Genomic DNA, 22,009 nt, shown 5'->3' with positions numbered 1-22,009 from the left:
CCAGCCACGCGTGTAACCATCTCCTGCTAGCGAGCACAGGAGGGGATGTCTTGGATTCAGCGATGCAAAGGCTGCGCGCCGACTACGACGAGGCGCCGTACGGTTCCCTCGTGCATCCGGCGGCCGCACCGGACCATCTGGCTGCGGTGGCACACCTTTTCGGCATCGACCCACCCCCGGTCGTGACCGCGCGTGTCCTCGAGATCGGCTGTGCCGCCGGGGCGAATCTGTTGCCGTTCGCGGCGACGCACCCTGGCGCCGCGGTCGTCGGGATCGACCTGTCGGGTGTTCAGATCGCCGCGGGTCGCCGTGCGGCCAGGCGCATGGGCCTCACGAATGTGACGCTCATGCACGGGGATATCGCCGAGATCGACGTGAATGCATTGGGACAGTTCGACTTCGTCATCTGTCATGGGGTCTACAGCTGGGTACCCGAGCACGTCCGCGAGGCGATCCTGTCGGCCATCCGTGCGTCGCTGACACCCGACGGGGTGGCATGCGTGAGCTACAACGTCTACCCGGGCCGGCAATCCAGGGAAGTGTTACACGACGTCCCTTGCTATTTGGTGGACTTCGTGGAGCGCCTCGATGTGCACGACCTGACCTACCTCGCCGATGCCCAGACCGAGACGATGTACGCCGCCAACCACAGCGAGGAGACGGCGCAGCGCCTTCTCGACGAGTGCGCGAGCCAGCTGGAACTGGAGCAGTGCCTGGACTTCGTGAGCAACCGCGCGTTTCGCCAGTCACTGGTGGTGCACGCCGACCGTGCGGCGCACATCCGCTACGACGTCGGTCCGGCTCGATTCCCCCGGCTGCATTTCGCCACCCACCTACCGGTCACCGACGGGTTCACCCGGTTCGACCACACGAACCAGCATTACGGCGAGGCCGGTGCCCGGCAGATCTACACCAATGACCACGGCGTGAAGGCAGCGTTGGACGTGCTCACCGCCCACTGGCCCCAGACGGTGGCGTGGCACGAACTCATCGCGGCGGCAGGCGGACGTCTCGCGGGTGCGGGACTCGACGCTCCCGCGAACCTGCAGACCCGCATCGATCTGTTGCTGCAGATGCTGATCGTGCGCGGCCTGGTCGGCTACCGGCTGGATCCCGTTGGGCCCGGCGATGATCCGATCGCCCCGAGCATGTTCACCAGATAGCCGATGGCGTCGGTGGCCGGCCGCGCGGGAATGGACGGATCGATGGCGCGCTGGATGCCCAGGCCGATACCGGCGCTGAGCAACAGATCACCCAGGTCACCCAAACTCGCTGACACCGAGCTGGATTCGTCGATCCCCACGTCGGCGGACAGTGAGCGCAGCACACCGGCCACCGACTGCGCGGCCTCGTTGCGCAGCGCGGTGATCATCTCGGTGAGTTCGGGGTCGTTGCGGGACAGCACGACGAATTCGAGTTCGAGCATGGTCCAGCCGACATCGCCGACGGTGCGGTCGAACCAGGCGTTGACGGCGGCGATCCGGCTGTCCAGATCGGCATCGGCCGTCGCAAGCTCGGCGATCTCGCCGAATTTCTCGCGGTGGATGAGCTCCAGGACAGCGCGGCACACGTTCTGCTTGCTGCCGAAGTTGGAGTAGACCGCCCCTTTGGAATAGCCGGCGTCCTCGGCGATGTCGTCGAGGCTGGTGGCGGCGTAGCCGTGGGCGAGGAATCGCTGCCGGGCGGCCTCGAGCAGTTCGGCGCGGGTCTGTTCCTGGCGTTGCGCCCTGGTCAGCCGCGGCATCCCCAGATCATAAACCGAGGGTATTGATTTGACTCCCAGTATTCAGATACCGTCAGTATCTGGACTACGGGAGGTTGCAGATGCGGGGAACGAGAAGCGCCACAGCGGACGGCGCGGTCGTCGTTGTCACCGGCGGCGCGCGCGGTATCGGCGCCAAGACGGCCGAGCTGTTCATCGCGCGCGGCGCGACAGTGTGGGTCGGCGACGTGGATGCCGAGGTCGCGGCCGGCACCGCCGGCGAATTACGCTGCTGCAGTGCGTACCACTGGGCCGTGGTTTGCCCACCGTCGATCCAGAAGCTGTGGCACAGGCCGTGTTCCGCACCGTGCGCACCCGCGCGGCCCGTACCTCGGTACCTGGTTGGGTCGCACCGATGTGGGCCCTGGTCGACGCGCTCGTCCCGGAGTTCCTGGAACGTGCGGTACGTGCCCGCATCGACGACCGCCGGGCGCTCACCGGAATCGACGCCACGGCGCGGGCGGTCTACCTGGAGCGGCTGCAACGCCACGCCAAGGACCACTCGGGAACGACATCATGACGCGTAGGGTCCGCATCGTCATCATCGGCGCCGGGATGGCCGGTATCGCTGCGGCGCACACCTTCCGCGAGGCCGGATTCACCGATTTCACGATCGTCGAGAAGGGCTCGGATGTCGGCGGGGTCTGGCACTGGAATCGCTACCCGGGCCTCACCTGCGATGTGCCTTCGCAGATCTATCAATTCGGCTTCGCACCCAACCCGCAGTGGAGCCATCTGTGGGCATCGGGCACCGACATCCAGCGCTATCACCGCGATGTCGTCGACCGGTTCGGGCTGGCGCCGCACTTACGGCTCAACACAGAGATCACCGCGGCGCGCTACGAGGACGGCGCCTGGACGCTGAACACCTGCGGTGGTGACACCTTGGTGGCCGACTTCGTCGTCTGCGCGACCGGGGTGTTGCACCACCCGTTCATCCCCGACATTCCCGGCATGGACGGATTCACCGGGCCGGTGGTGCACACGGCGCGCTGGGATCCCGACGTGCAAACCGACGGCAAGCGTGTCGCGGTCATCGGGACGGGTTCCACAGGCGTACAGGTGGTTTCGGCCCTGCAACCGAGTGCCCGCACGGTGCTGCACTTCGCCCGTTCGCCCCAGTGGATCCTGTGGGCGCCGATGTGGCTGCGTCAGCCCAAGGCCCTGACCGCGGCGCTGCGGCGTTGGCCTGCATTGCACGCCTTCACCTTCGACCGCTTGCAGTGGATGTCGAACATCCTCGCCGACGTCGTGACCACCCCGTCCTGGCGGCGCAGCCTGGTGCAGGCCTACGCCCGGCTGAGCCTGCGCGCCCAGATCCGCGACCCGCACCTGCGCGCCGAGCTCACCCCCGACTATCAGCCGCTGTGCAAACGTCAGGTGGTGTCGGGCAGCTACTACCGCGCGATCACCCGGCCCAACGCGCGGCTGGTCAGCACACCCATCACCGAGATGACCGCGACCGGCATCCGGACCGCCGACGGTGTACACCACGACGTCGATGTGGTGGTGCTGGCCACCGGCTTTCACGCACACCACTACATGCGCCCGATGTCGATCGTCGGTCGCGACGGCGTCACCCTCGACGACGCATGGGTCAAAGGCCCACGCGCTTACCGGATGACGGCGATCCCCGGCTTTCCGAATCTGTTCACCGTGCTCGGGCCCAACTCACCGACGGGTTCGATCCCGCTGCAGTACTCCGCGGAGGCCACGGCGCGCTATATCGTGGCCTGGCTCAAGCGGTTCCGCGACGGCGAGATCAGCGAGGTCGAGGTGACCGAAGAGGCCACCGACCAGTTCAACGCCACCGTCGCCGATGCGATGGGGCCGACGGTGTGGAACACCGGATGCAATTCGTGGTACTTCACCGAGGGCGGCACCGTCGACCTGTGGCCGTTCGATCGGGCCACACTCACCCGGATGCTGGCCGAACCGGACCCAGAGCACTACCGGGTACGTTAGGCGGCATGCCCGAGAACATCCACCTGCTCGCTCTCGGCGCCCTGGCGACGCTGTCGCTCGTGGTGAGCGGCTGCGCCTCCGACCCGGGCACCGAGGCGTCAGCACCGGCGACCCGTGCCGCAGCGGTGCAGCTGGCCACCGCGTCCCCGGCCCCCGCAGCGGCGAAATCCGAGCCGATCGAATTGTGGCGCAACGGTATCCGCCTGGTGGGGACGCTCGACGTTCCGCCACTGGCGCCGGGCGAACACGTGCCGCTGGTGATCGTCATGCACGGATTCAGTGGCAACCAGAACGAGGCCTTGATCCGCGCGACGGCCCACGCGTTGCAGGACGCGCGCATCGCCACACTCCGATTCGACTTCGACGGCCATGGCGCCAGCGGCGGCCGGCAAGAGGACATGACGGTCCCCGGCGAGATCGACGACGCGCGGGTGATGTACGACTACGCGCGCGGCCTACCGTTCGTGTCGACCATCGGGTTGGCCGGACATTCCCAGGGCGGCGTGGTCGCGTCGATGCTCGCCGGCGAGTTGGGCGACAAGATCTCGGCCGTCGCACTGTTCGCCCCGGCCAGCATCATCCCCGCCGCCACCCGGTCCGGAGACTTCCTGGGCACGCGATTCGACCCGGCCAATCCACCCGAGGTGGTCGCCTCGGTCAACAACTTCCACGTCGGCCGCAACTACATCCTCACCGGGCAGACCTTGCCGCTGGAACAGGTCGCGGCCCAGTACGCGGGTCCGGTCACCGTGATCCAGGGCGCCGACGACCAGGCAGTGCCCGCCGCCGCGTCAGAGCACTTCGTCACCGTCTTCCCGCACGGCGAGATTCATGTTCTACCCGGCCAGGACCACGTCTTCACCGCCGACCCCGGACAACCCGCGGCGCTGGCGGCGGACTTCCTGGCCCCGCGGCTGCGTTAGCCGCGCCTAGTGGCCAGTTCTCGCACGGCGATGCACGATTCGCGTGTGATAACCGGCCACTCGACGGAATACTGCTAGCCGACTCCGCGGTTCAGCCAAGTCATCTCGCCGGTGTCGCCACCGCCGCGGTACGGCTCCAGCGATTCGTCCCAGGCGGTACCCAGCACGGTGTCCAGTTCGGCGGCCAGGGCATCGGCGCCGGAGGCCATCATGGTGCGCAGCCGCTGCTCCCCGACCATGACGTCGCCGTTGGCGCTCATCGGGCCGTTCCACAACCCGAGCTGCGGGGTGTGACACCAGCGGTGGCCATCCACGCCCTCACTGGGATCTTCGGTGACCTCAAAACGAAGCACCGACCACGAACGAAGGGCATTGGCCAGCTGTGCACCGGTGCCCACCGGCCCGACCCAATTCGTGACAGCACGAAGCTGCCCCGGCAGGGCCGGTTGGGGCGTCCATTTCAGGTTCGCCCGCGCCGACAGGGTCGACGAAAGGGCCCACTCCACGTGTGGGCATACCGCCGCGGGCGAGGCGTGAACGTAAACCACGCCAGTCGTCGCATCGGCGAACTGGTTCGACGCACGCATCATCTGCTCCTTCGGCTTCCACTAGGGACGTCTTCCCCAACGACCTCGTAGTTACCAAAGCGATGCAGTTGTTTCGTGCGTGTCTATTGTGCCTCGTGGGGCGGTTGTTGCGCTAGTGTGCGCGGAATTCTCTCAGGACCTCATCAGAGATCGCCGGCCACAGCGGATAGGTCCAGTCGCCGAAATCGCGGTCGGTGAGCACCACCAAGGCCAGGTCAGCGGCGGGATCGATCCAGATGAACGTGCCCGATTGGCCGAAATGCCCGAAGGTATCCGCCGAGTTCAGCGACCCGGTCCAGTGCGGTGACTTACCGTCCCGGATCTCGAACCCCAAGCCCCAGTCGTTGGGCCGCTGCGATCCGAATCCCGGGAGCACCCCGCCCAGGCCGGGGAACTGCACCGACACCGCCTCGCCGTGCAACTGCTTGGACACGAGCGCCGGGCGCAGCAGGTCACCGGCGAACGCCGCGAGATCGGTGACCGTGGACTGCCCGCCGTACCCGGCGGCGTCGGCCCCGCCGGTGAGTTCGGAATCCGCCATGCCCAGCGGCGCGAACACCGCCTCGCGCAGGTAGTCGCCGAAGTCGATGTCCGCGGCATCCTGCAGCGCGGCGGCCAGCAGGGCGAAGCCGTAGTTGGAGTAGATGCGCCGGGCGCCCGGCTCGGCCAGGATGTCGGCGGTCTGCATCGACACACCGGAGGCGTGCGCCAGCAGGTGGCGCACCGTCGACCCGGGCGGGCCGGCCGGGGTGTCGAGTTCGAAGACCCCCTCTTCGACGGCGACCTGCGCGGCGCGCGCGACGAGTGGCTTGGTCACCGAGGCCAGCCGGAAGACGCGGCGGACGTCGCCGTGGGTGGCCAGTGGCCCGGCCGGTCCCACCACCGCAGCGGCGGCCGCGGGCACCGGCCAGTCGGACAACACATCGAGGGCGCTCACGGCCACGAATGCTACGTGCGTGCCCGGCCCACCCATCGACGGCGAGGAGCAAGCGAGTATCGCGCTACGCGTATCCGCCGGCCCCGCACCGACAACGATCAAGGCAGACCCTTCACCCGCCTCCGCCAAATCTTTGTCTACCCAAGGGAGCCGCATGTTCTCGACACCGTTGCTGTTGGTCCGCGAGCCACGCAAGGCGATATCGCGACTCGGCTTGAAGCCGCCGAACCTGCCCGAATCAGTGACTCGGCGACTGCCGAAGATCGTCGAACTGATCGGTGCCGTCGGCCCTCTGCGAGAGACCGCCAGCCGATTGGTGATCAACTACTACGGGTATGCCAGTCCACCTCGTCCGCGCGCGCTCTCGCTCGCGAGCGACTACACGAGCTGGCTGAGCCTCACCGATCGCACCTACAGCGGACGCCACCTCCCGCCGTCGACCACGCCGCCGGAAGCACTGCCCGCATCTGCCGACGTGACCGGGCTCTACCGCCGCGAGGCGGAAATCAAATCCACCGACACCAGCGCGATGTTCATGTTCTTCGCGCAGTGGTTCACGGACAGCTTCTTGCGGACCAGCCGCGCCGACACGATGGGCCGGAAGAACACCTCCAACCACGAGATCGACCTGTGCCAGATCTACGGGCTCAGCGCGGAAAAGACGGCCATGCTGCGCGAGCACCACGGCGGGCGACTCAAGAGTCAGCTCATCGACGGTGAGGAGTTCCCGCCATTCCTCTTCAATCCGCGTGAACCAGGCAGCCCACTCGAATTCAAGCCGGAGTTCCGAGGACTTCACGATGAAGAGTTCTTCATTTACACGATCCTCGGCGACGTTCCCGACGACCGGAAGGATTCGGTGTTCGCGGTCGGTCTCGAGCACGGCAACTCCACCATCGGCCACACAGTGCTGGACACCGTATTCCTGCGCGAACACAACCGGATCGCACATCTGCTCAACGGCCGGCACCCGGACTGGGATGACGACCGACTGTTCGAGACAACACGCAACGTCATGATCGTCCTATTGCTGAAACTCGTCGTCGAGGAATACATCAAACACATCGGCCCGTTCGACTTTCCCCTCCAGGTGGTCCCGTACATCGCCGATGGTGAGCGTTGGAACCGGCAGAACTGGTGCTCGATCGAATTCAATCTGCTCTACCGCTGGCACATGCTGGTGCCCGACAGCATCGGCGAGGGGCCGGACCAATTGAGCCCGAAAGACTTTCGCAATAACAATCCATTGGTGCTAAGCCGCGGGATCGAGTACCTGGTGACGCACTTCTCCGCGGAACGCGCGGGAAAGATCGGTCTTCTCAACACACCGTATTTCCTGGTGGATCGGTCCGATCCGGACCATCCGTCAGTCGAGGAACGGACGATCACGTTGATGCGGCAGGCACGGCTGAGCTCGTACAACGACTACCGCGAAGCCTTCAGCCTCAAGCGGCTGAACAGCTTCCGCGACTTGACAGCCGACGCGGACGTTCGGGAACGCCTGGAGAAGCTCTACGGGCATATCGACAACCTCGAGTGGTACGTCGGCATATTCGCTGAGGACTACCCCGATTACGCGATGATGGGCGAACTGTTGACGACGATGGTGGCCAACGATGCCTTCACGCAAGCACTCACCAATCCGCTCCTGGCCCGCAATGTGTTCAACGAACAAACCTTCTCGAAGGCGGGAATGTCGATCATCAAGGACACACAGTCCCTACAGCAGTTGATCGCGCGGAATTGCACGGCACCCGACACCGTGCGTGCGAGCTTTTCCTGCGGGCTCGCGGACTGACCTTCTCAACGCACCTGCACCAGCAGATCGTCCAGCAGCCCGGCGACGGCGGCGTCGACTTCCACGACCAGCCGGCGCAGATCCACAGCCCGGCTCGCGGGCGGTTCGGCGGTCAGGCCCGCTCGCAGCACGTCGCAGATGGCGCAGTATGCGGCGGCCTCGGTGGCCTCGCTCCACTTCCGCATCGACTCCGCCCACGCGTGCAGCCGCGCCGCGTCGGCATGAGCCCGGGCCAACAGCAGAGCCCGCCGGTACACGTCGCCGGCCCACTCCATCGGCAGACGTTCGTCCAGCACCGGAAGCAGCGCGGCGTCCAGACGGGCGTAACCGTCGGCGTAGCGATCCTGGGTCAGCGCGACGATGCCCTCGGCGGCATCCGCCAACGCCGCCAGCGCCGGATCGGCGACGCGGCCGGCGAGGGCCCGCAGGTCGGACAGCGACGCATCATCGGAAGCAAGCACCACCCTCAGATAGCCGACGTAGCCGTGCGCCGCGCCCTCCGGGGTGCCCGCGAGAAGCACCTCGGCGCGGGCGGCCCAGTCGCGGGCCACCGCTGCGTGGCCGCGCGCCAGCCAGGCCAGACCGAGCTCGGCGGCCTTGACCGCGGCCTGCACCGGATCGGTGCGCACCAACAGGGCATGCACCCGCTCGTTGATCCGGACGGCTTCGCGGCCATGGCCTTGCCGCCACGCCGCGGCGGCGTAGGCGGCCAGGTCGTCGGCGGCCAGGGTCTGCACGCCCTCCACCCGCCCGAACATCTCGTAGGTGCTGCGCCAGTCGCTACGCCGGAACGCCGCGCGCGCGATGACGAGAAGCTCGATTTCGGGACCGGCCGACGTGGACGTTGACGCCATGGCCCACGGTAACGCGCCGGGACGCGCCGCGCCGTCGCCTTCGCGCTCCCCGCCCGCAACCGGACATTTGTTTGGACACCATTCCATTTTTTGGTCGAGGCATTAAGTTGTACGCATGCCTCAGACAGTGCGCGGTGTGATTTCCCGGTCCAAGAAGCAGCCCGTCGAGTTGGTCGACATCGTCATTCCCGACCCGGGTCCCGGTGAGGTCGTTGTCGACATCATCGCGTGCGGCGTGTGTCATACCGATCTGACCTACCGCGAAGGCGGCATCAACGACGAATACCCGTTCCTGCTGGGCCATGAGGCCGCCGGCACCGTGGAATCCGTCGGCGAGGGCGTCACCCATGTCGAGCCCGGCGACTTCGTGGTGTTGAACTGGCGCGCGGTGTGCGGCGAGTGCCGAGCCTGCAAGCGCGGCCGCCCGCACCTGTGCTTCGACACGTTCAACGCCACCCAGAAGATGACGCTGACCGATGGCACCGAACTGACCCCCGCACTGGGCATCGGCGCGTTCGCCGACAAGACCCTGGTGCACCAGGGCCAGTGCACCAAGGTCGACTCCGAAGCCGATCCCGCGGTGGCGGGCCTGTTGGGCTGCGGTGTGATGGCCGGTCTGGGTGCCGCGGTCAACACCGGTGCCATCGGGCGTGATGACACCGTGGCCGTCATCGGCTGCGGCGGTGTCGGTGACGCCGCCATCGCCGGCGCCGCACTCGTCGGGGCCAAGACGATCATCGCCGTGGACACCGACAACCGGAAACTGGAGTGGGCCAGAGGGTTCGGCGCCACCCACACCGTCAACGCCAAAGAACTCGACCCGGTCGAGACGATCCAGGACCTCACCGACGGGTTCGGCGCCGACGTGGTGATCGACGCCGTCGGGCGTCCCGAGACCTGGAAGCAGGCCTTCTACGCCCGCGATCTGGCCGGCACCGTAGTGCTCGTCGGTGTCCCGACCCCGGACATGAAGCTGGAGATGCCGCTGGTCGACTTCTTCTCCCGCGGGGGCTCGCTGAAGTCCTCCTGGTACGGCGACTGCCTGCCCGAGCGCGACTTCCCCACCCTCATCTCGCTGTACCGCCAGGGCCGGCTGCCCCTGGAGAAGTTCGTCTCCGAACGCATCGGCCTGGACGCGATCGAAGACGCGTTCCACAAGATGCACGCCGGTGAGGTCCTGCGCTCGGTCGTGATTCTGTGAGCGTTCAACGCGTCGTCACCAGCGGAACGTTCAGCCTCGACGGTGGCACCTGGGACGTCGACAACAACATCTGGCTCATCGGCGACGACAACGATGTGATCGTCTTCGATGCTGCCCACACCGCCGCCCCCATCGTCGAGGCCGTCGCCGGGCGCAACGTGGTCGCCGTCATCTGCACCCATGGCCACAACGACCACATCACCGTCGCCCCCGAACTCGCCGCCACCCTCGACGCGCCGGTGTTCCTGCACCCGGCCGACGAGATGCTGTGGCGGGAAATCCACCCGGACAAGGACTTTCACAAGGTCGAAGACGGGCTGGTGCTCACGGCCGGCGGTATCGAACTGCACGCCCTGCACACCCCGGGGCACTCACCCGGCTCGGTGTGCTGGTCGGCACCGGGGCTGAACGCCGTGGTCTCCGGGGACACCCTGTTCCAGGGCGGCCCCGGCGCCACCGGGCGCTCTTACTCCAGCTTCCCCACCATCTTGGAGTCCATCTCCAAGCGGCTGGGCACGTTGCCGGATGAGACCGTCGTGTACACCGGTCACGGCGACACCACCACCATCGGTGGCGAGCTCGTCAATTACGACGAATGGGTGGCTCGGGGGCACTGACATCGAGCCATGGTGCGGGCGGCGCCACACCTCATCGCCCACCGGCACCGCAGCTCCGGTCCGATCCCCTGATGCTGATGGTCGGCACCCCCGCAGGCCACTAGTGTCTGCGTGATGGCACGTCGGCTCCTGCACGCCCTGGCCCTGTGGGCTGTGGTTGCCGTGGTGGCGGCGGCGTGCGCGACGCCTCCGCCACCACCGGTACCCGTCACCGCAGTGCAGGCGCCCCCGATTCCGACGCTCGGGGTGTCGGGCAGCACGCTGACCCTGGACGGCAAGCCGTGGTGGCCCATCGGCATCAACGCCTATCAGCTGGGCACCAACTGGTCCATCAACGCCGGGTGCGGGGCCCAGGTCGATCTCGATGAGTACTTCAGCCGGCTGCAGCCGCATTCGCTCACCCGGTTCGACGCGTATTCGAGTTTCGCGGTGAACAAGCGCACCGGCGAGCTCGACTTCACTGCGCTCGATGCGGTGGTGCGGGCCGCCGAACGGCACGGCCAGCTGCTCATCGCGGTGCTCTCCAGTAACGAGGGCAGCTGCGAGGGCGGCTCGTTCAAGGACTACTCCTGGTACGCCGGTGGCTGGCGGTCCGCCACCCCGCACGGTTCGCCGATGACGTTCGAGGCGTGGCTGGACGCGGCCGTCAAGCGCTGGGGCGGCTCGCCGGCCCTGGCGGGCTGGACAGCCGTCGGTGAGCCCGAGCCCTCGGATTGCACGGACAGCCAATGCGATTGGACCCGCCGGTACTGCCACCCGGACTCGGCGGCCGTGCTGCGCGCGTTCTATGACGTCACCGGCGCCCGCATCCACGCGCTGGATCCGGGCTCGACCATCTTCAGCGGGCACGCCGGCGGCGGGCAGTGCGGTTCGGCCGGCGACGCGTTCGAATACGTCAGCGCCTCCCCCGGCGTGGACGTGCTGGAATATCACTTCTACGAATCCAAGGACTACCTGCCCGGCAACCGGTACGACGGCCTGGCCCGACGGGCGCTGCAGGCCCGCGAACTGAACAAACCGCTGCTGATCACCGAGATCGGCATGGAAGCCGGGTCGTGCGGTTCCACGGATCAGCGTGAACGTGTGCTGCGCTCGGCGTTCACCGAGATGCGCAAGCAGGGCGCTGCGGGTGCCATGTTCTGGTCTTTCGTCCCCGATCCGCGTCCCAGGGAATGCACACTCGACATCGGCCCCACCGATCCATTGATGAGGCTGGTCGGTACCGCGCCGGCCTGACCACGTTGCGATCACGCTGAGCAAGTCCCTACCGGCACGCTCACCACGCACCGATAGTCATGCCATGACGACATCGAGAACCGCGGCGATCATCGGCGCCGGCCAGACCGGGGTGACCGCAGCACTGGGATTGCTGGACAAGGGCTTTGACGTCACCGTGTACAGCGAACTGGACCAGCAGCGGCTGCGTGACGGTGTCCCGGCCACCGGTACCGCGCTCATCCTGGGTGAGGCGCAGCGCGCCGAGGAGAGTCTGGGGCTGAACACCTACCTGGCCACCGCTCCGCTGTCGACGGGCGAAAGCGTGCGGGTGGTCGACGGCGGAACGGAGGCCATTGCCTTCGACGGCTGGTTCGACGGGTTCCGCGGCATCGCCGTCGACACCCGGCTCAAGGCCGACGACCGGCTGACCCTGTTCCAGCAGCGTGGCGGCCGGTTCGTGGTCGAGGCGGTGGATCCGCAGCGGCTGGACACCATCGCCGCCGGGGTCGATCTGACCCTGGTGGCCACCGGCCGCGGCGGACTGTCCGCGCTGTTCCCCGTCGACCCGGCCCGCACGGTGTACGCCAAGCCGCAGCGCAGCCTGCTTGCCTTCACGGTGGCCGGGCTTCCTTACGGCCCCGATGTTTTCGCACACCGCAGCACGGCGGGCGGACAACACAATGCGCTGACCGTGGTCGCCGACCAGGGTGAGGTGTTCTGGGGACCGTACCTGCACAAGGACGCCGGGCCGACGTGGGCGTTCCTGGGGTGGGCCCGGCCCGGCAGTGACTGGGAGCGCCGGTTCGTCTCCGTCACGGGCGCCGATTCCGCCCTGTCGGTCGCGACCGAGCTGCACCGCGATCACATCGACTGGGATCTGCCCGAGGTGTCGCAGTTGCAGGTCATCGAGGAAGACCCGCATTCGTGGTTGACCGGCGCTGTCACCCAGGTGGTCCGCGCCGGCGTGGGCCACACCGCGAGTGGTCATCCCGTTGCGGCGCTGGGCGACACCGCCGTCGCGTTCGACCCCATCGCGGGCCAGGGCGCGCAGGGCGGCCTCATCCAGGCGGCCGCATTGGTGCACAAGGCCGGCGCCCACCACGGCCCGTTCGACACCGCCTGGCTGACAGCCACATTCGAAGAGTTCTACGACCGTCGGGCCCGCGCCGCCCAGGTGGTGACCCGGCTGTTCCTGGCCGACCCGGAGTTGGCGGCCTACGGCGCCCTGTTCTTCGCGGCGGCCAGCGCGAGCGCGCCGTTCGCGTCGAAACTGCTGGGCCTGCTGGACAACCCGCGGCCCTTCGAGTCCGTCACGTCGGAGGAATCAGCCAAGGCGCTGATCACCGATTTCGCGGGTGAACCCGCCGACGAAGTATTGGGCCGGTTCACGCCGGCCGGCACCTTTCAGAGGTCACGGCTGGCCTTGAGCGCCGCCTAGCTTCCCAGCAACCGGCGCTTCTCGGACTCGAACTCGTCCTGCGTCAGGGCACCGGAGTCACGCAGCGCGGCAAGCGTTTTCAGCTGCTGAATCCGGATGCCGTCGTCGGTCGGGGTGAACGACGGACCCGAGTCGATGGTGAACGTCGGCGCCACACCGACCGGGTTCGGCCGACGCCGCACCTTGGCGGCCCACACCCGGGCGATGATCAGGTCCACCACGGCCGCCCCGAACAGGGCGGCCGCCCACCAGGGCAGGTTGGGTACCGGGCTGCCGTGACCGAACGCCAACCGCGGGCTGAGAAACGCGCTGACGTTGCCGTCGGTGGAGATCCGGTAGTCGCCTTCCTCTGCGATCCGGGCCACCCACACCCGCACCCGCGCATCGTTGTTGACGGTGGTGGTGCTGCCGATGTTCTCGGTCACCACGGGTTCGGCGACACCGGCCGGCGGGTCGGTGCTGAGCTTCAGATTGGGGATCGGCAGGCCGCCGTTGGTGGTGCCGATGATCTGGGTGTGAAAGCTGATGGTGACCTCGCCGGCCGGCAGGTGCAGGGTGCTGCTGCCCGGGATCGGCACTTCGCCGTAGGCGTTGTACTTGTCCAGGACGAACGCGTTGAGCACCAGTGCCACCACGAAGGCGATACCCGACAGGATCATGGTCACCACGGCGACGGCGGTGAGAATTTTGGGCACGGTCGAGGCGCTCATAGGCGAAGTGTGTCACGTCCCCCTCCGGACGGTGCGTACGGCGGCAAAGGACTACCGTCGTCGCTGTGTCCAGTTCGAGCCGAGAATCCAGTGTGGTGGTGCGACCGATCCCACCGGGCAGTTCGTTCTATACCGCAGGCTCCCGGCTGCAGGCCGCCGGGCTGAAACGGGCCATCGCCCTGTTCGAGCAGGCCGCCCAGCTGGTACCCATCCCGTCCTCGCCCCGGCCCATCGTGCTGGCCGATTACGGTGCGGCCAACGGGCACAACTCGCTGTTGCCGATCTCGGCGGCCATCTCCGTCCTGCGCGCGCGGACCCGCTCCGAACACTCCATCCTGGTGACACACACCGACGTCCCTGACAACGACTTCAGTGCGCTGTTCCGCATCCTCGCCGAGGACCCCGACAGCTACCTGAAGAAGGATCGCGCGGCCTACGCGTCGGCGGTAGGGCGGTCGTTCTACACGCAGATCATCCCGTCCAACAGCGTCAACCTGGGCTGGTCGGCGTGGGCGGTGCTGTGGCTGGGTCGCGTGCCCGCCGCGGTGCCCGACCACATCCATGCGTCGTTCAGCGCCGACCCGGATGTGCGCGCGGCACACGAGAAGCAAGCCGCGTTCGACTGGCATGAATTCGTCGCGTTCCGCGGCCGCGAACTGTGCCCGGGTGGGCGCACGGTGGTGATCACCATGGCCGTCTCCGACGACGGTGAGTTCGGCTACCGGCCGGTCTTACAGGCGTTGATGGCCGAACTGACCGAACTGGTGGACCGCGAGGTGATCACCGAGGACGAGGTGAGCCGGATGAGCATCCCGATCGCCGGACGCCGCGCCGGCGATTTCCACGCACCGTTCGCCCCGTCCGGCCGGCTGGAGCAACTCGCCATCGAGCACCTCGAGGTCTTCGACGCCGAGGACCGGTTCTGGAATCAGTATCAGATCGACGGTGACGCAAGGCGTTTCGGGGCGGAGTGGGCGGCGTTCGTGCGGGCCGCGGTGTTCCCGACACTGATCGGGGTGCTGCCACCGGAGCGCAGGCCGGCGTTCTACGAGGCACTCGAGGCCGGTGTAGCGGCCCGACTGGCTGCCGCGCCCGAGGAGACCCGCATTCCGCTCGCGGTGGTCGTGCTGCACAAACGGCCGAAATCGCCCTAGCCCCAGGCGGGAATGGCCGCGTCGATCAGATGTGGACCGGGTTCGGCCACGGCGGCCCGGAACTGTGCGGCGAGTTCCTCAGCGGTGCCTGCGCGGGTCGCCGGAACCCCGAATCCTTGTGCGATGGCGACGAAGTCGATGTTCGGATCGCCCAGATCAAGCAGTGATCGCGACTGCGGCCCGGTGGCCGACGAACCCACCCGGGCCAGCTCCAGTTGCAGGATGGCATACGCATGGTTGTTCAGGATCACCACGGTGACATCGAGGCGCTCGCGGGCCATGGTCCACAGCGCCGAAATGGTGTACAGCGCACTGCCGTCGGCCTGCAGGGCGATGACCGGCCGGTCCGGGGCGGCAACCGCGGCGCCCACCGCGACCGGCAGACCCTGCCCGATGGCACCGCCGGTCAGGGTCAGCACGTCATGTCGCGGCGAGCCGGCGGTCGCGGCAGGCAGCAGCACTCCGCTGGTGTTGGCCTCGTCGACGATGATCGCGTGCTCGGGCAACAGCGCCCCGACGACCTCGGCCCAGTTGGCCACGGTGAGCGGGCCGCTGGGCAGCGCCGGGGGCGTCCGGGTGGCAGGTGCTGATGGCGGAGCGCCCAGCGCATCGGCGAGCCGGTCCAGGTCGGCCGGCTCCAGCGTGTGGATCTGCGTGCCACGCGGCACCAGCCCACTCGCCTTTCCGGGGTAGGCGAAGAAGGCCACCGGTGAACGCGCGCCCACCAGGATCAGGTGCGTGACATCGGCCAGCTGCTGCTCGGCCTGCTCGGCCAGGTAGGCGAGCCGGTCGATGGGCGGGATGCCGGTCCCGCGGACCAGCCTGGCCGGGAACGTCTCGACCAGCGCCCTGGCTCCCATGGCGGACGAAATGCGTTCCGCGGCAATCAATCCCGACTCGGTGGTGGCCGCTCCCCCGAGAAACAGGACCGTGTTCGGGCCGTAGGTGCGCAGGACCTCCGCCACCGGTTCGATATCGGAATGGACGTCGTCGCCGGCGGGGGCCTCGGGTGGCGCGACGACCGGGATGTCGGCGGTGCTCCACGAGTAGTCCGCGGGCAGGATCACGGTGGCCACCCGCCCGGGTGGGCCCGCGGCCGCGGTGACGGCCTCGTCCACCGTGACGGCCAAGGCATCCGCGGTGGCGGGCCGGAACACCAGCCCCTCCGGCCATCGGGCCAGCGCCTCGATATCGGATTCCAGCGGAGCGTCGAACTCGGTGTGGTGGGTGGCGTGATCGCCGACGATGTTGAGCACCGGACTGTGCGCTCGCCGCGCGTTGTGCAGGTTGGCCAGGCCGTTGGCCAGTCCGGGTCCCAGGTGCAGCAGGGTGGCCGCGGCCGTGCCCGCGATCCGCGCGTAGCCGTCGGCGGCGCCGGTGGCCACCCCTTCGAAGAGGCAGAGCACGGCCCGCATCGACGGCGTGTGGTCCAGTGCGGCCACGAAATGCATCTCCGAGGTGCCCGGATTGGCGAAACAGACATCGACTCCGCCGGCCAGCAATCGGCCGATCACCACATCGGCACCGGTGCTCATCGGCTCCACCCTAGTGCGGAAACGCTTGCCCCGGTTGTGGAATGAACGGTGGCAGGCCCGGGATCGTGGGTATCGGCGGGATGGTCGGGATCGTCGGGATGAACGGCGGGGGCGGCGGTGGGCTCGGTGCTTCGGTGGTGGGCTCCGGCGACGGTGCCGGTGCCGGTGCCGGTGCCGGAGTCGGAGTCGCGGGCGGAGCTTCCGTGGTGGGTTCGGGTGCCGGCGCCTGTGTGACTGGCGCCTGCCGGGTGACGGTGCGCGTCTGCTGTGGAGCTTCGGGTGCCGGTGCGGGCGCCTCGGCGGGTATCGGCTCCGGTGGGGCCTGCGACGGGGTGGCGGGGTTCGCGGTGGCGGTCGCCGTCGTGCTCTGCGGGGCGGGTGTCTGCGTCTGGTCGGAACGCATCACCACCACGGTCGCGGTTGCACACACCGCGAGCACGACGGCCGCGCCGGCGCCCAGCAGTAGCGCGGGCCGGCGGTACCACGGGACCGGTTCGGGTTCGGGTTCGTCCCGGTCCGTGAAATGTATCTCCGGCCGTGACTCGATCGGGTGGTCGACGACGAACGGCTCCGGGCCGGGCACCTCATCGGTGTCCTGAGACCAGGCAAGGGCACGGAATGTGCTCGACATGGCCGGGTCGCCCACCGGAGCGGGCGGCGCCAGCGGGGTGACGGTGGTGACCCCCTCGTCCGCGGTCGAGTGGCCGGCCCGGATCCCGGCGCCGATCGCGGCCGCCAGCCAGGGTTGCGGCGTCGTGACCACCGGAACCCGGAACCGCTCGGACAGGGCGGTCGTGACGGCGGGGATGCGCGCTCCCCCGCCGACCGAGGCCACGGCCGCAAGTTCGGCCGGGCGAATTCCACTGCGCTGCAACGTTTCCTGCAGGACGACGAGAAAGTCGGTCAGCGGCGCCCGCAGCGCGTCGTCGAGTTCGTCGCGGGTGATCCGCAGCTCGGTGCGATGGCCGGGTATATCCACCGGGACGACGGCCGCCGTGGCGCCCGACAGTTGCTCCTTGGCTGTGCGACTGTCCGCCCGGAGCCGGGTGAGCGAGCCGATCGCCGCGGTGCCCGCGGCGTCGGCCGCACCCGGTATGCCGGCCAGTACCTGGGTGAGCAATGCCTGGTCGATCAACGCGCCGGACAACTCGGCATAGCGGAGCGTCGGGGCGATCGGCTGGTATCCGTTCGCGGCGTCGGCCACCGTGATGCTGGTGCCCGTGCCCCCGAAATCGCACAGCACGACCACCCCGCGCGCGGGTAATCCGGGGGTGTCGGCCAGCGCGACCAACGCCGTCACCGCATCGGAAAACAGTGGCGCCGAACCCAATTCAGGGTCGGCGGCCAGCGCGGCACGCAGCGCGTCGATCTGCCGGGGATGCCAGTGCGCCGGATGGCTGATGCCGGTGTGCGCGGCGTGCGGGACCGCGGCGCGCAGCCCGCGCAGCGCTTCGGTGAGCAACGTCTCCGCACGGTGGGTGGATCCGTCGGCCCCGATCAGCCCGACCGGGTCCCCGACCCGATCCACGAAATCGGTGAACACCGCGCCGCGTCCCCGCGTCAGTACAGCCGGGCGCGTCACCGCCGCCCGGCCCACTGTCACCGCCGCCAGATTGGTGGCACCAATCGACAGCCCTACCGACTCCGTCATCACACCCGCCTTCAGGAAACCCTATCGGGTTGTCCATCTGAATTTGCCAGAGCGGCGTTACTCGGCGCTGGTCAGCGGATGGTGCCGACCCCCGGGATCAGCGGAAGGTCCAGTGCTGTGACCCAACCGGGCGCCAACGCGTTCACCGCGGGCACGGCGTTCAGTGCCCGCAGACCCGTTGCCAGGCACCCCGCGGCGGCCGCGTCGCGACCGGAGCCGTCGGTGAACCGGAAGGCGGTCTCCTGCGAGATGCTCGGCGTGCCGTCGATGTCCACGCGGTAGACGTCGTTGTCGTTGCCGGTCGGCCAGTCCGGCGCCGCGTCCAGACCGATCCGGTTGACGTGTTCGAGCTGGATGCGGGTCTCGCCGCGGAAGTGCCCGTTGATGGTGAACCGGACGGCGGCCACGTTCCCGGCCTGGATGACACCCTTGGCGGACTTGCGGTCCTCGGGTGTCACCCACTTCTCCCAGGTGGTGGTGATCTCGTCGAGCGTGATGCCGGCCGCGTGCGCGATCATCGGCACCGTGGCACCCCACGACATCACCAGGATGTCGCGGTGTTCCAGCAGTGGCTTGTACTCGGGCGGCTTGCCGATGCCCATCTCGAACTCGTAGTCACCGGTGTAGTTCGTGTAGTCGAGCAGTTCGGAGGCCCGCACGCTGCGCACCTCCGAGCACAGACCCATCAGTGTCAGCGGGAACAGGTCGTTGGCAAAGCCGGGGTCGATGCCGGTGGTGAAGCACGACGCTCCCCCGGCCGCGCACGCCTGGTCGATCGGGGTGATCCAGGACGGCGGGTTGAGCCGCATGTGCGGCCACACCCACGGTGTCATCGCCGTCGAGCAGACGTCGATCCCGGCCCTCAGGAAGCGGGTGATCAGGTCGATGTTGGCGTCGGCCTGCGCCGCGGTCGGCCCGTAGTGCACCAGCGCATCCGGTTCCAGCGCGATGAGGGCGTCGACGTCGTCGGTGGCGGTCAGCCCGATCGGCGCCTCGAGCCCGCAGATCTCACCGACGTCGCGACCCACCTTCTCCGGGTTGCTGACGCCGACCCCGACGAGTTCGAACAGCGGGTGCTTGACGATCTCGCCGATCACCATGGTCCCGACGAAACCGGTCCCCCACACCACTATTCGCTTCATCGGGCGTTCTCCTCCTAGTTCGGCCCGTCGCGCATGCGGCGGATCTCGTCGCGCAGTTCTTCGATGTGCGCGGCGGTCGCCGCCTGGTTGGCGGTGTCCTCCTCGGCCACCTTCTCCACGATCCAGGACGCGAGCGTCGCGGTGACGACGCCGAGCAGACTGATCCCGGCGATCATCAGCGCCACCGCGATCAGGCGGCCGCCGAAGGTCACCGGGGCCAGATCGCCGTAGCCGACGGTCGTCACCGTACTGATGGCCCACCACAATGCGTCGCCGAATGAGGTGATCTGGGCATGCGGGGCGTACCGCTCGACATCCAGCACGGCCAGGGATGCGGCGTAGACGATCATCACCACGCCGCCCGCGGTGTATGCCGCGACGCGGCCCCGGATGCTGTGCCCGACCGCGCGCTGCAGGACCTCCAGCACCACCGCGAGGCTGATCAGCCGCAGTGGGCGGAACATCGGCAACACGACGATCGCCAGGTCGAGCAGATTGCGCAGGAACCATTTTCCGCGGGGATCGGCGAGATAGAACCGCGCCAGGTAGTCCGCGACGAACGCCAGATACAACCCGATCATGACGTACCGAACAGCCTCGTCGGCCGCGCCGTGCGGCTCGGCCAGCACCTGAATGGAGTAGCAACCCAGAAACATCAGGGCCACAACGGCCATCAGCCATTCGGTGCGTTGTTCGAATCGCTCCAGCCGAGTGTGATCAGTCATCGAACGGTGAGCGTAGCGCCGCTGGTCAGAAGCAGCGGCGCAAGCCACCCGGCTCACAGATCAGCGGGTACTGGGTGATCGGGATCGGCAGCGGGCGCAGATAGGAGAGGGTGAACGGCTTCTTGTCCAGCGTCGCGGGCAGACCGCAGACCTGGTTGTGCGAGATGATGTGGGTGCCGGTCAACGTGTTGCTGTCGAACTGGTAGGTCTCCATCAGCGGCTTGAGGCTGCCGTCCGGACACGTCAGGCCGTCGACGGAACCGATGTTGTAGGCCCACACCCCGTTCGTCAGGACCGCGTCGCCGCCCTTGGCAATCTCTTTCGGGATGGAGCTGACGTGCAGCCGGCAGGCGACCGGGTCACGGATCTCGGCGCGCAAATCACCCACCACCGGGACGCAGGACGGGTAGATCGACCATTCGCCGTCGGGCAGCCCGTCCTGGTGGAGGGCGTAGACACCCTCCATCACCTGCTGGTCGGCGTGCGCCGGGCCGGCAAAGCCGACCAGCGCCGCGAGCAGCAGAACGGCACCGAACAATCCGGAAATGTACGTCCTCACCGACGCAGTATCGCAGGGCCCTTCTGACACGTCCCGGGTTTGTCCCGTGAGAGAGTGCCGGGCATGGGCAATCTTGACGGCAAAGTGGCGTTGGTGACCGGGGCGTCCTCGGGCCTGGGGGCGGCGACGGCGAAGGTGTTCGCCGAGCGCGGCGCGACGGTGTTCGGCATCGCGCGCGACACCGAGCGGCTCGCGGAGGTGTTCGCCGACATACCCGGCGGCCGGTTCGCCTCGGTGGACATCGGCACAGCCGACGCCTGCAGGCAGGCCGTCGCCGACTGCGTGGACGCGTTCGGCCGCCTGGACGTGCTGGCGAATGTGGCCGGCTTCCATCAGATGCGCCGGACCATCACGCTGACCGACGACGAGTGGGACCAGGATCTGGCGGTGAACCTCAACGGGCCGTTCTACCTCTGCCGGGCCGCGCTGCCGCATCTGCTCGAGACCGGCGGCAACATCGTCAACGTCGCCTCGGTGGCCGGCGTGGAAGGCGAGGTCTACTCGGCCGCCTACTGCGCGGCCAAGCACGGGCTCGTCGGGCTGACCCGGGCCCTGGCGGTGGAGTTCACCAAGGAGAAGGTGCGCATCAACGCGGTGTGTCCGGGCGGGATGCTGACCCCGCAGGTGACCGAGTTCGCCGCCCCCGACGACGCCGACTGGGATCTGATCATGCGGATCGCGGCGCCACGCGGTTTCATGGATCCGATCGATGTCGCGAAGACCATCGCCTTCCTGGCGAGTGACGACGCGGCAGCCATCCACGGAGCGGTGTACCGCGTGGACAACGGAAAGGGTGCTGACTGATGAAACCGACATCTCTTGGGCCGGACGGTAACTCCGTCGTCGAAGACTCCCTCGGCACCGTGGGCAGCGCCGCGGTGGACGGATCCATCGGCACCGTGGGTAGTGCTGCCGTCGCCGGATCGATCGCCACCCTCGGCAGCGCCGCCGTCGCCGGATCCATCGCCACCGTCAACAGCGCGGGCGTCGCCGGATCGATCGCCACCGGCGCAAGTGCCGGTGTGGCAGCCAGTTTCGCCGTGTTCGGCAGCGCGTTCACCATCCTGTGCGCCGCCATCATCGGCTGCGCCGCCTGCCTCGGCTGCGTCGCGTGCCGCAAGTGCCGGGCCTGCGTGGGGTGCGTGGCGTGTACCGACTGCGTCGGCTGCATCGGCTGCGTGAACTGCTCGGGGCTGCGCGGAGCGGTCGGTCTGCGCGACGTGCACGCCTGAC

General features: G+C 68.1%; 22 protein-coding genes and 1 pseudogene. 13 read left to right on the top strand and 10 right to left on the bottom strand.

The window, feature by feature from the left end; translation table 11 throughout:
* Positions 1–62: 62 nt before the first annotated feature.
* Entirely contained in the window at positions 63–1,163 is a 1,101-nt protein-coding gene (locus tag AC1DY7_RS13765) for a methyltransferase domain-containing protein (RefSeq protein ID WP_477494236.1), read from the top strand.
* Here AC1DY7_RS13765 and AC1DY7_RS13760 read toward each other — a convergent pair.
* Positions 1,100–1,744, bottom strand: a complete 645-nt coding sequence (locus AC1DY7_RS13760; protein ID WP_477494235.1) for a TetR/AcrR family transcriptional regulator — start codon at positions 1,742–1,744, stop codon at positions 1,100–1,102. The two genes, AC1DY7_RS13765 and AC1DY7_RS13760, sit on opposite strands and share 64 nt — an antisense overlap.
* An 80-nt stretch (positions 1,745–1,824) precedes the next feature.
* Between AC1DY7_RS13760 and AC1DY7_RS13755 the strand changes: the two are divergent.
* The 4 genes and pseudogenes from AC1DY7_RS13755 to AC1DY7_RS13740 all read left to right on the top strand — a co-directional run.
* A pseudogene (locus tag AC1DY7_RS13755) lies at positions 1,825–1,938 on the top strand (short-chain dehydrogenase); the annotation flags it as partial.
* A gap of 107 nt (positions 1,939–2,045) precedes the next feature.
* Entirely contained in the window at positions 2,046–2,282 is a 237-nt protein-coding gene (locus AC1DY7_RS13750; RefSeq protein WP_477494541.1) for a hypothetical protein, read from the top strand.
* Positions 2,279–3,727: a flavin-containing monooxygenase gene (locus tag AC1DY7_RS13745; RefSeq protein ID WP_477494234.1), complete on the top strand. Its 1,449-nt coding sequence runs from the start codon at positions 2,279–2,281 to the stop codon at positions 3,725–3,727. The genes AC1DY7_RS13750 and AC1DY7_RS13745 overlap by 4 nt, the downstream gene beginning before the upstream one ends.
* A gap of 5 nt (positions 3,728–3,732) precedes the next feature.
* Positions 3,733–4,650, top strand: a complete 918-nt coding sequence (locus AC1DY7_RS13740; protein ID WP_477494233.1) for an alpha/beta hydrolase — start codon at positions 3,733–3,735, stop codon at positions 4,648–4,650.
* Positions 4,651–4,724: 74 nt separating this feature from the next.
* Here the strand turns inward: AC1DY7_RS13740 and AC1DY7_RS13735 are convergent, their stop codons facing one another.
* Positions 4,725–5,237, bottom strand: a complete 513-nt coding sequence (locus AC1DY7_RS13735) for a DUF3145 domain-containing protein (RefSeq protein WP_477494232.1) — start codon at positions 5,235–5,237, stop codon at positions 4,725–4,727.
* Between the two features lie 112 nt (positions 5,238–5,349).
* Positions 5,350–6,174, bottom strand: coding sequence for a serine hydrolase domain-containing protein (locus AC1DY7_RS13730; RefSeq protein WP_477494231.1), 825 nt, complete (start codon positions 6,172–6,174; stop codon positions 5,350–5,352).
* A gap of 19 nt (positions 6,175–6,193) precedes the next feature.
* On the opposite strand from AC1DY7_RS13730, the gene AC1DY7_RS13725 reads away from it, so the two are divergent.
* A complete protein-coding gene (locus AC1DY7_RS13725) occupies positions 6,194–7,972 on the top strand; it encodes a peroxidase family protein (protein WP_477494230.1) in 1,779 nt (592 codons plus the stop codon).
* Between the two features lie 5 nt (positions 7,973–7,977).
* Here the strand turns inward: AC1DY7_RS13725 and AC1DY7_RS13720 are convergent, their stop codons facing one another.
* The gene (locus AC1DY7_RS13720) at positions 7,978–8,826 is read right to left on the bottom strand and encodes a chemotaxis protein CheY (RefSeq protein WP_477494229.1); all 849 of its coding nucleotides are present in this window, start codon (positions 8,824–8,826) and stop codon (positions 7,978–7,980) included.
* Positions 8,827–8,941: 115 nt separating this feature from the next.
* Here AC1DY7_RS13720 and AC1DY7_RS13715 point away from each other — a divergent pair, with 115 nt between their 5' ends.
* From AC1DY7_RS13715 to AC1DY7_RS13700, 4 genes are all read left to right on the top strand, one after another.
* Positions 8,942–10,027 carry an S-(hydroxymethyl)mycothiol dehydrogenase gene (locus AC1DY7_RS13715; RefSeq protein ID WP_477494228.1) on the top strand — a complete coding sequence of 362 codons (1,086 nt, stop codon included), beginning with the start codon at positions 8,942–8,944 and terminating at the stop codon, positions 10,025–10,027.
* A complete protein-coding gene (locus AC1DY7_RS13710; protein ID WP_477494227.1) occupies positions 10,024–10,644 on the top strand; it encodes an MBL fold metallo-hydrolase in 621 nt (206 codons plus the stop codon). The genes AC1DY7_RS13715 and AC1DY7_RS13710 overlap by 4 nt, the downstream gene beginning before the upstream one ends.
* Before the next feature lie 114 nt (positions 10,645–10,758).
* On the top strand, positions 10,759–11,880 hold the full coding sequence (locus AC1DY7_RS13705) for a beta-mannosidase (RefSeq protein WP_477494226.1): 1,122 nt from the start codon (positions 10,759–10,761) through the stop codon (positions 11,878–11,880).
* A gap of 64 nt (positions 11,881–11,944) precedes the next feature.
* Positions 11,945–13,300, top strand: coding sequence for a styrene monooxygenase/indole monooxygenase family protein (locus AC1DY7_RS13700; protein WP_477494225.1), 1,356 nt, complete (start codon positions 11,945–11,947; stop codon positions 13,298–13,300).
* Here AC1DY7_RS13700 and AC1DY7_RS13695 read toward each other — a convergent pair.
* The gene (locus AC1DY7_RS13695; protein WP_477494224.1) at positions 13,297–14,010 is read right to left on the bottom strand and encodes an SHOCT domain-containing protein; all 714 of its coding nucleotides are present in this window, start codon (positions 14,008–14,010) and stop codon (positions 13,297–13,299) included. The genes AC1DY7_RS13700 and AC1DY7_RS13695 overlap by 4 nt on opposite strands.
* A 65-nt stretch (positions 14,011–14,075) precedes the next feature.
* On the opposite strand from AC1DY7_RS13695, the gene AC1DY7_RS13690 reads away from it, so the two are divergent.
* Entirely contained in the window at positions 14,076–15,164 is a 1,089-nt protein-coding gene (locus tag AC1DY7_RS13690; protein ID WP_477494223.1) for a class I SAM-dependent methyltransferase, read from the top strand.
* Here AC1DY7_RS13690 and AC1DY7_RS13685 read toward each other — a convergent pair.
* From AC1DY7_RS13685 to AC1DY7_RS13665, 5 genes are all read right to left on the bottom strand, one after another.
* The gene (locus AC1DY7_RS13685) at positions 15,161–16,699 is read right to left on the bottom strand and encodes an acetolactate synthase large subunit (protein WP_477494222.1); all 1,539 of its coding nucleotides are present in this window, start codon (positions 16,697–16,699) and stop codon (positions 15,161–15,163) included. The two genes, AC1DY7_RS13690 and AC1DY7_RS13685, sit on opposite strands and share 4 nt — an antisense overlap.
* A 10-nt stretch (positions 16,700–16,709) precedes the next feature.
* Positions 16,710–18,350: an Hsp70 family protein gene (locus tag AC1DY7_RS13680; protein WP_477494221.1), complete on the bottom strand. Its 1,641-nt coding sequence runs from the start codon at positions 18,348–18,350 to the stop codon at positions 16,710–16,712.
* A gap of 71 nt (positions 18,351–18,421) precedes the next feature.
* On the bottom strand, positions 18,422–19,492 hold the full coding sequence (locus AC1DY7_RS13675; RefSeq protein WP_477494220.1) for an NAD(P)H-dependent amine dehydrogenase family protein: 1,071 nt from the start codon (positions 19,490–19,492) through the stop codon (positions 18,422–18,424).
* 14 nt (positions 19,493–19,506) lie between these two features.
* Positions 19,507–20,217 carry a potassium channel family protein gene (locus AC1DY7_RS13670; protein WP_477494219.1) on the bottom strand — a complete coding sequence of 237 codons (711 nt, stop codon included), beginning with the start codon at positions 20,215–20,217 and terminating at the stop codon, positions 19,507–19,509.
* A 25-nt stretch (positions 20,218–20,242) separates the two neighbouring features.
* A complete protein-coding gene (locus AC1DY7_RS13665; RefSeq protein ID WP_477494218.1) occupies positions 20,243–20,776 on the bottom strand; it encodes a hypothetical protein in 534 nt (177 codons plus the stop codon).
* 63 nt (positions 20,777–20,839) lie between these two features.
* On the opposite strand from AC1DY7_RS13665, the gene AC1DY7_RS13660 reads away from it, so the two are divergent.
* Positions 20,840–21,580: an SDR family NAD(P)-dependent oxidoreductase gene (locus AC1DY7_RS13660; protein WP_477494217.1), complete on the top strand. Its 741-nt coding sequence runs from the start codon at positions 20,840–20,842 to the stop codon at positions 21,578–21,580.
* Entirely contained in the window at positions 21,580–22,008 is a 429-nt protein-coding gene (locus AC1DY7_RS13655) for a hypothetical protein (protein WP_477494216.1), read from the top strand. The genes AC1DY7_RS13660 and AC1DY7_RS13655 overlap by 1 nt, the downstream gene beginning before the upstream one ends.
* The last annotated feature ends 1 nt before the right edge of the window (position 22,009 follow it).

The sequence above is a fragment of the Mycobacterium sp. P2_H7 genome (genome assembly GCF_056403275.1).
The sequence above is the reverse complement of the archived record's forward strand: the minus strand, read 5'-3'. Positions and strand labels throughout refer to the sequence as shown.

Coding starts and splice junctions, on each gene's coding strand:
- AC1DY7_RS13705 (WP_477494226.1), top strand. CDS start 10,759: ATGGCACGTCGGCTCCTGCACGCCCTGGCCCTGTGGGCTGTGGTTGCC.
- AC1DY7_RS13715 (WP_477494228.1), top strand. CDS start 8,942: ATGCCTCAGACAGTGCGCGGTGTGATTTCCCGGTCCAAGAAGCAGCCC.
- AC1DY7_RS13700 (WP_477494225.1), top strand. CDS start 11,945: ATGACGACATCGAGAACCGCGGCGATCATCGGCGCCGGCCAGACCGGG.
- AC1DY7_RS13680 (WP_477494221.1), bottom strand. CDS start 18,350: ATGACGGAGTCGGTAGGGCTGTCGATTGGTGCCACCAATCTGGCGGCG.
- AC1DY7_RS13655 (WP_477494216.1), top strand. CDS start 21,580: ATGAAACCGACATCTCTTGGGCCGGACGGTAACTCCGTCGTCGAAGAC.
- AC1DY7_RS13675 (WP_477494220.1), bottom strand. CDS start 19,492: ATGAAGCGAATAGTGGTGTGGGGGACCGGTTTCGTCGGGACCATGGTG.
- AC1DY7_RS13685 (WP_477494222.1), bottom strand. CDS start 16,699: ATGAGCACCGGTGCCGATGTGGTGATCGGCCGATTGCTGGCCGGCGGA.
- AC1DY7_RS13735 (WP_477494232.1), bottom strand. CDS start 5,237: ATGCGTGCGTCGAACCAGTTCGCCGATGCGACGACTGGCGTGGTTTAC.
- AC1DY7_RS13740 (WP_477494233.1), top strand. CDS start 3,733: ATGCCCGAGAACATCCACCTGCTCGCTCTCGGCGCCCTGGCGACGCTG.
- AC1DY7_RS13765 (WP_477494236.1), top strand. CDS start 63: ATGCAAAGGCTGCGCGCCGACTACGACGAGGCGCCGTACGGTTCCCTC.
- AC1DY7_RS13760 (WP_477494235.1), bottom strand. CDS start 1,744: ATGCCGCGGCTGACCAGGGCGCAACGCCAGGAACAGACCCGCGCCGAA.
- AC1DY7_RS13745 (WP_477494234.1), top strand. CDS start 2,279: ATGACGCGTAGGGTCCGCATCGTCATCATCGGCGCCGGGATGGCCGGT.
- AC1DY7_RS13720 (WP_477494229.1), bottom strand. CDS start 8,826: ATGGCGTCAACGTCCACGTCGGCCGGTCCCGAAATCGAGCTTCTCGTC.
- AC1DY7_RS13670 (WP_477494219.1), bottom strand. CDS start 20,217: ATGACTGATCACACTCGGCTGGAGCGATTCGAACAACGCACCGAATGG.
- AC1DY7_RS13695 (WP_477494224.1), bottom strand. CDS start 14,010: ATGAGCGCCTCGACCGTGCCCAAAATTCTCACCGCCGTCGCCGTGGTG.
- AC1DY7_RS13660 (WP_477494217.1), top strand. CDS start 20,840: ATGGGCAATCTTGACGGCAAAGTGGCGTTGGTGACCGGGGCGTCCTCG.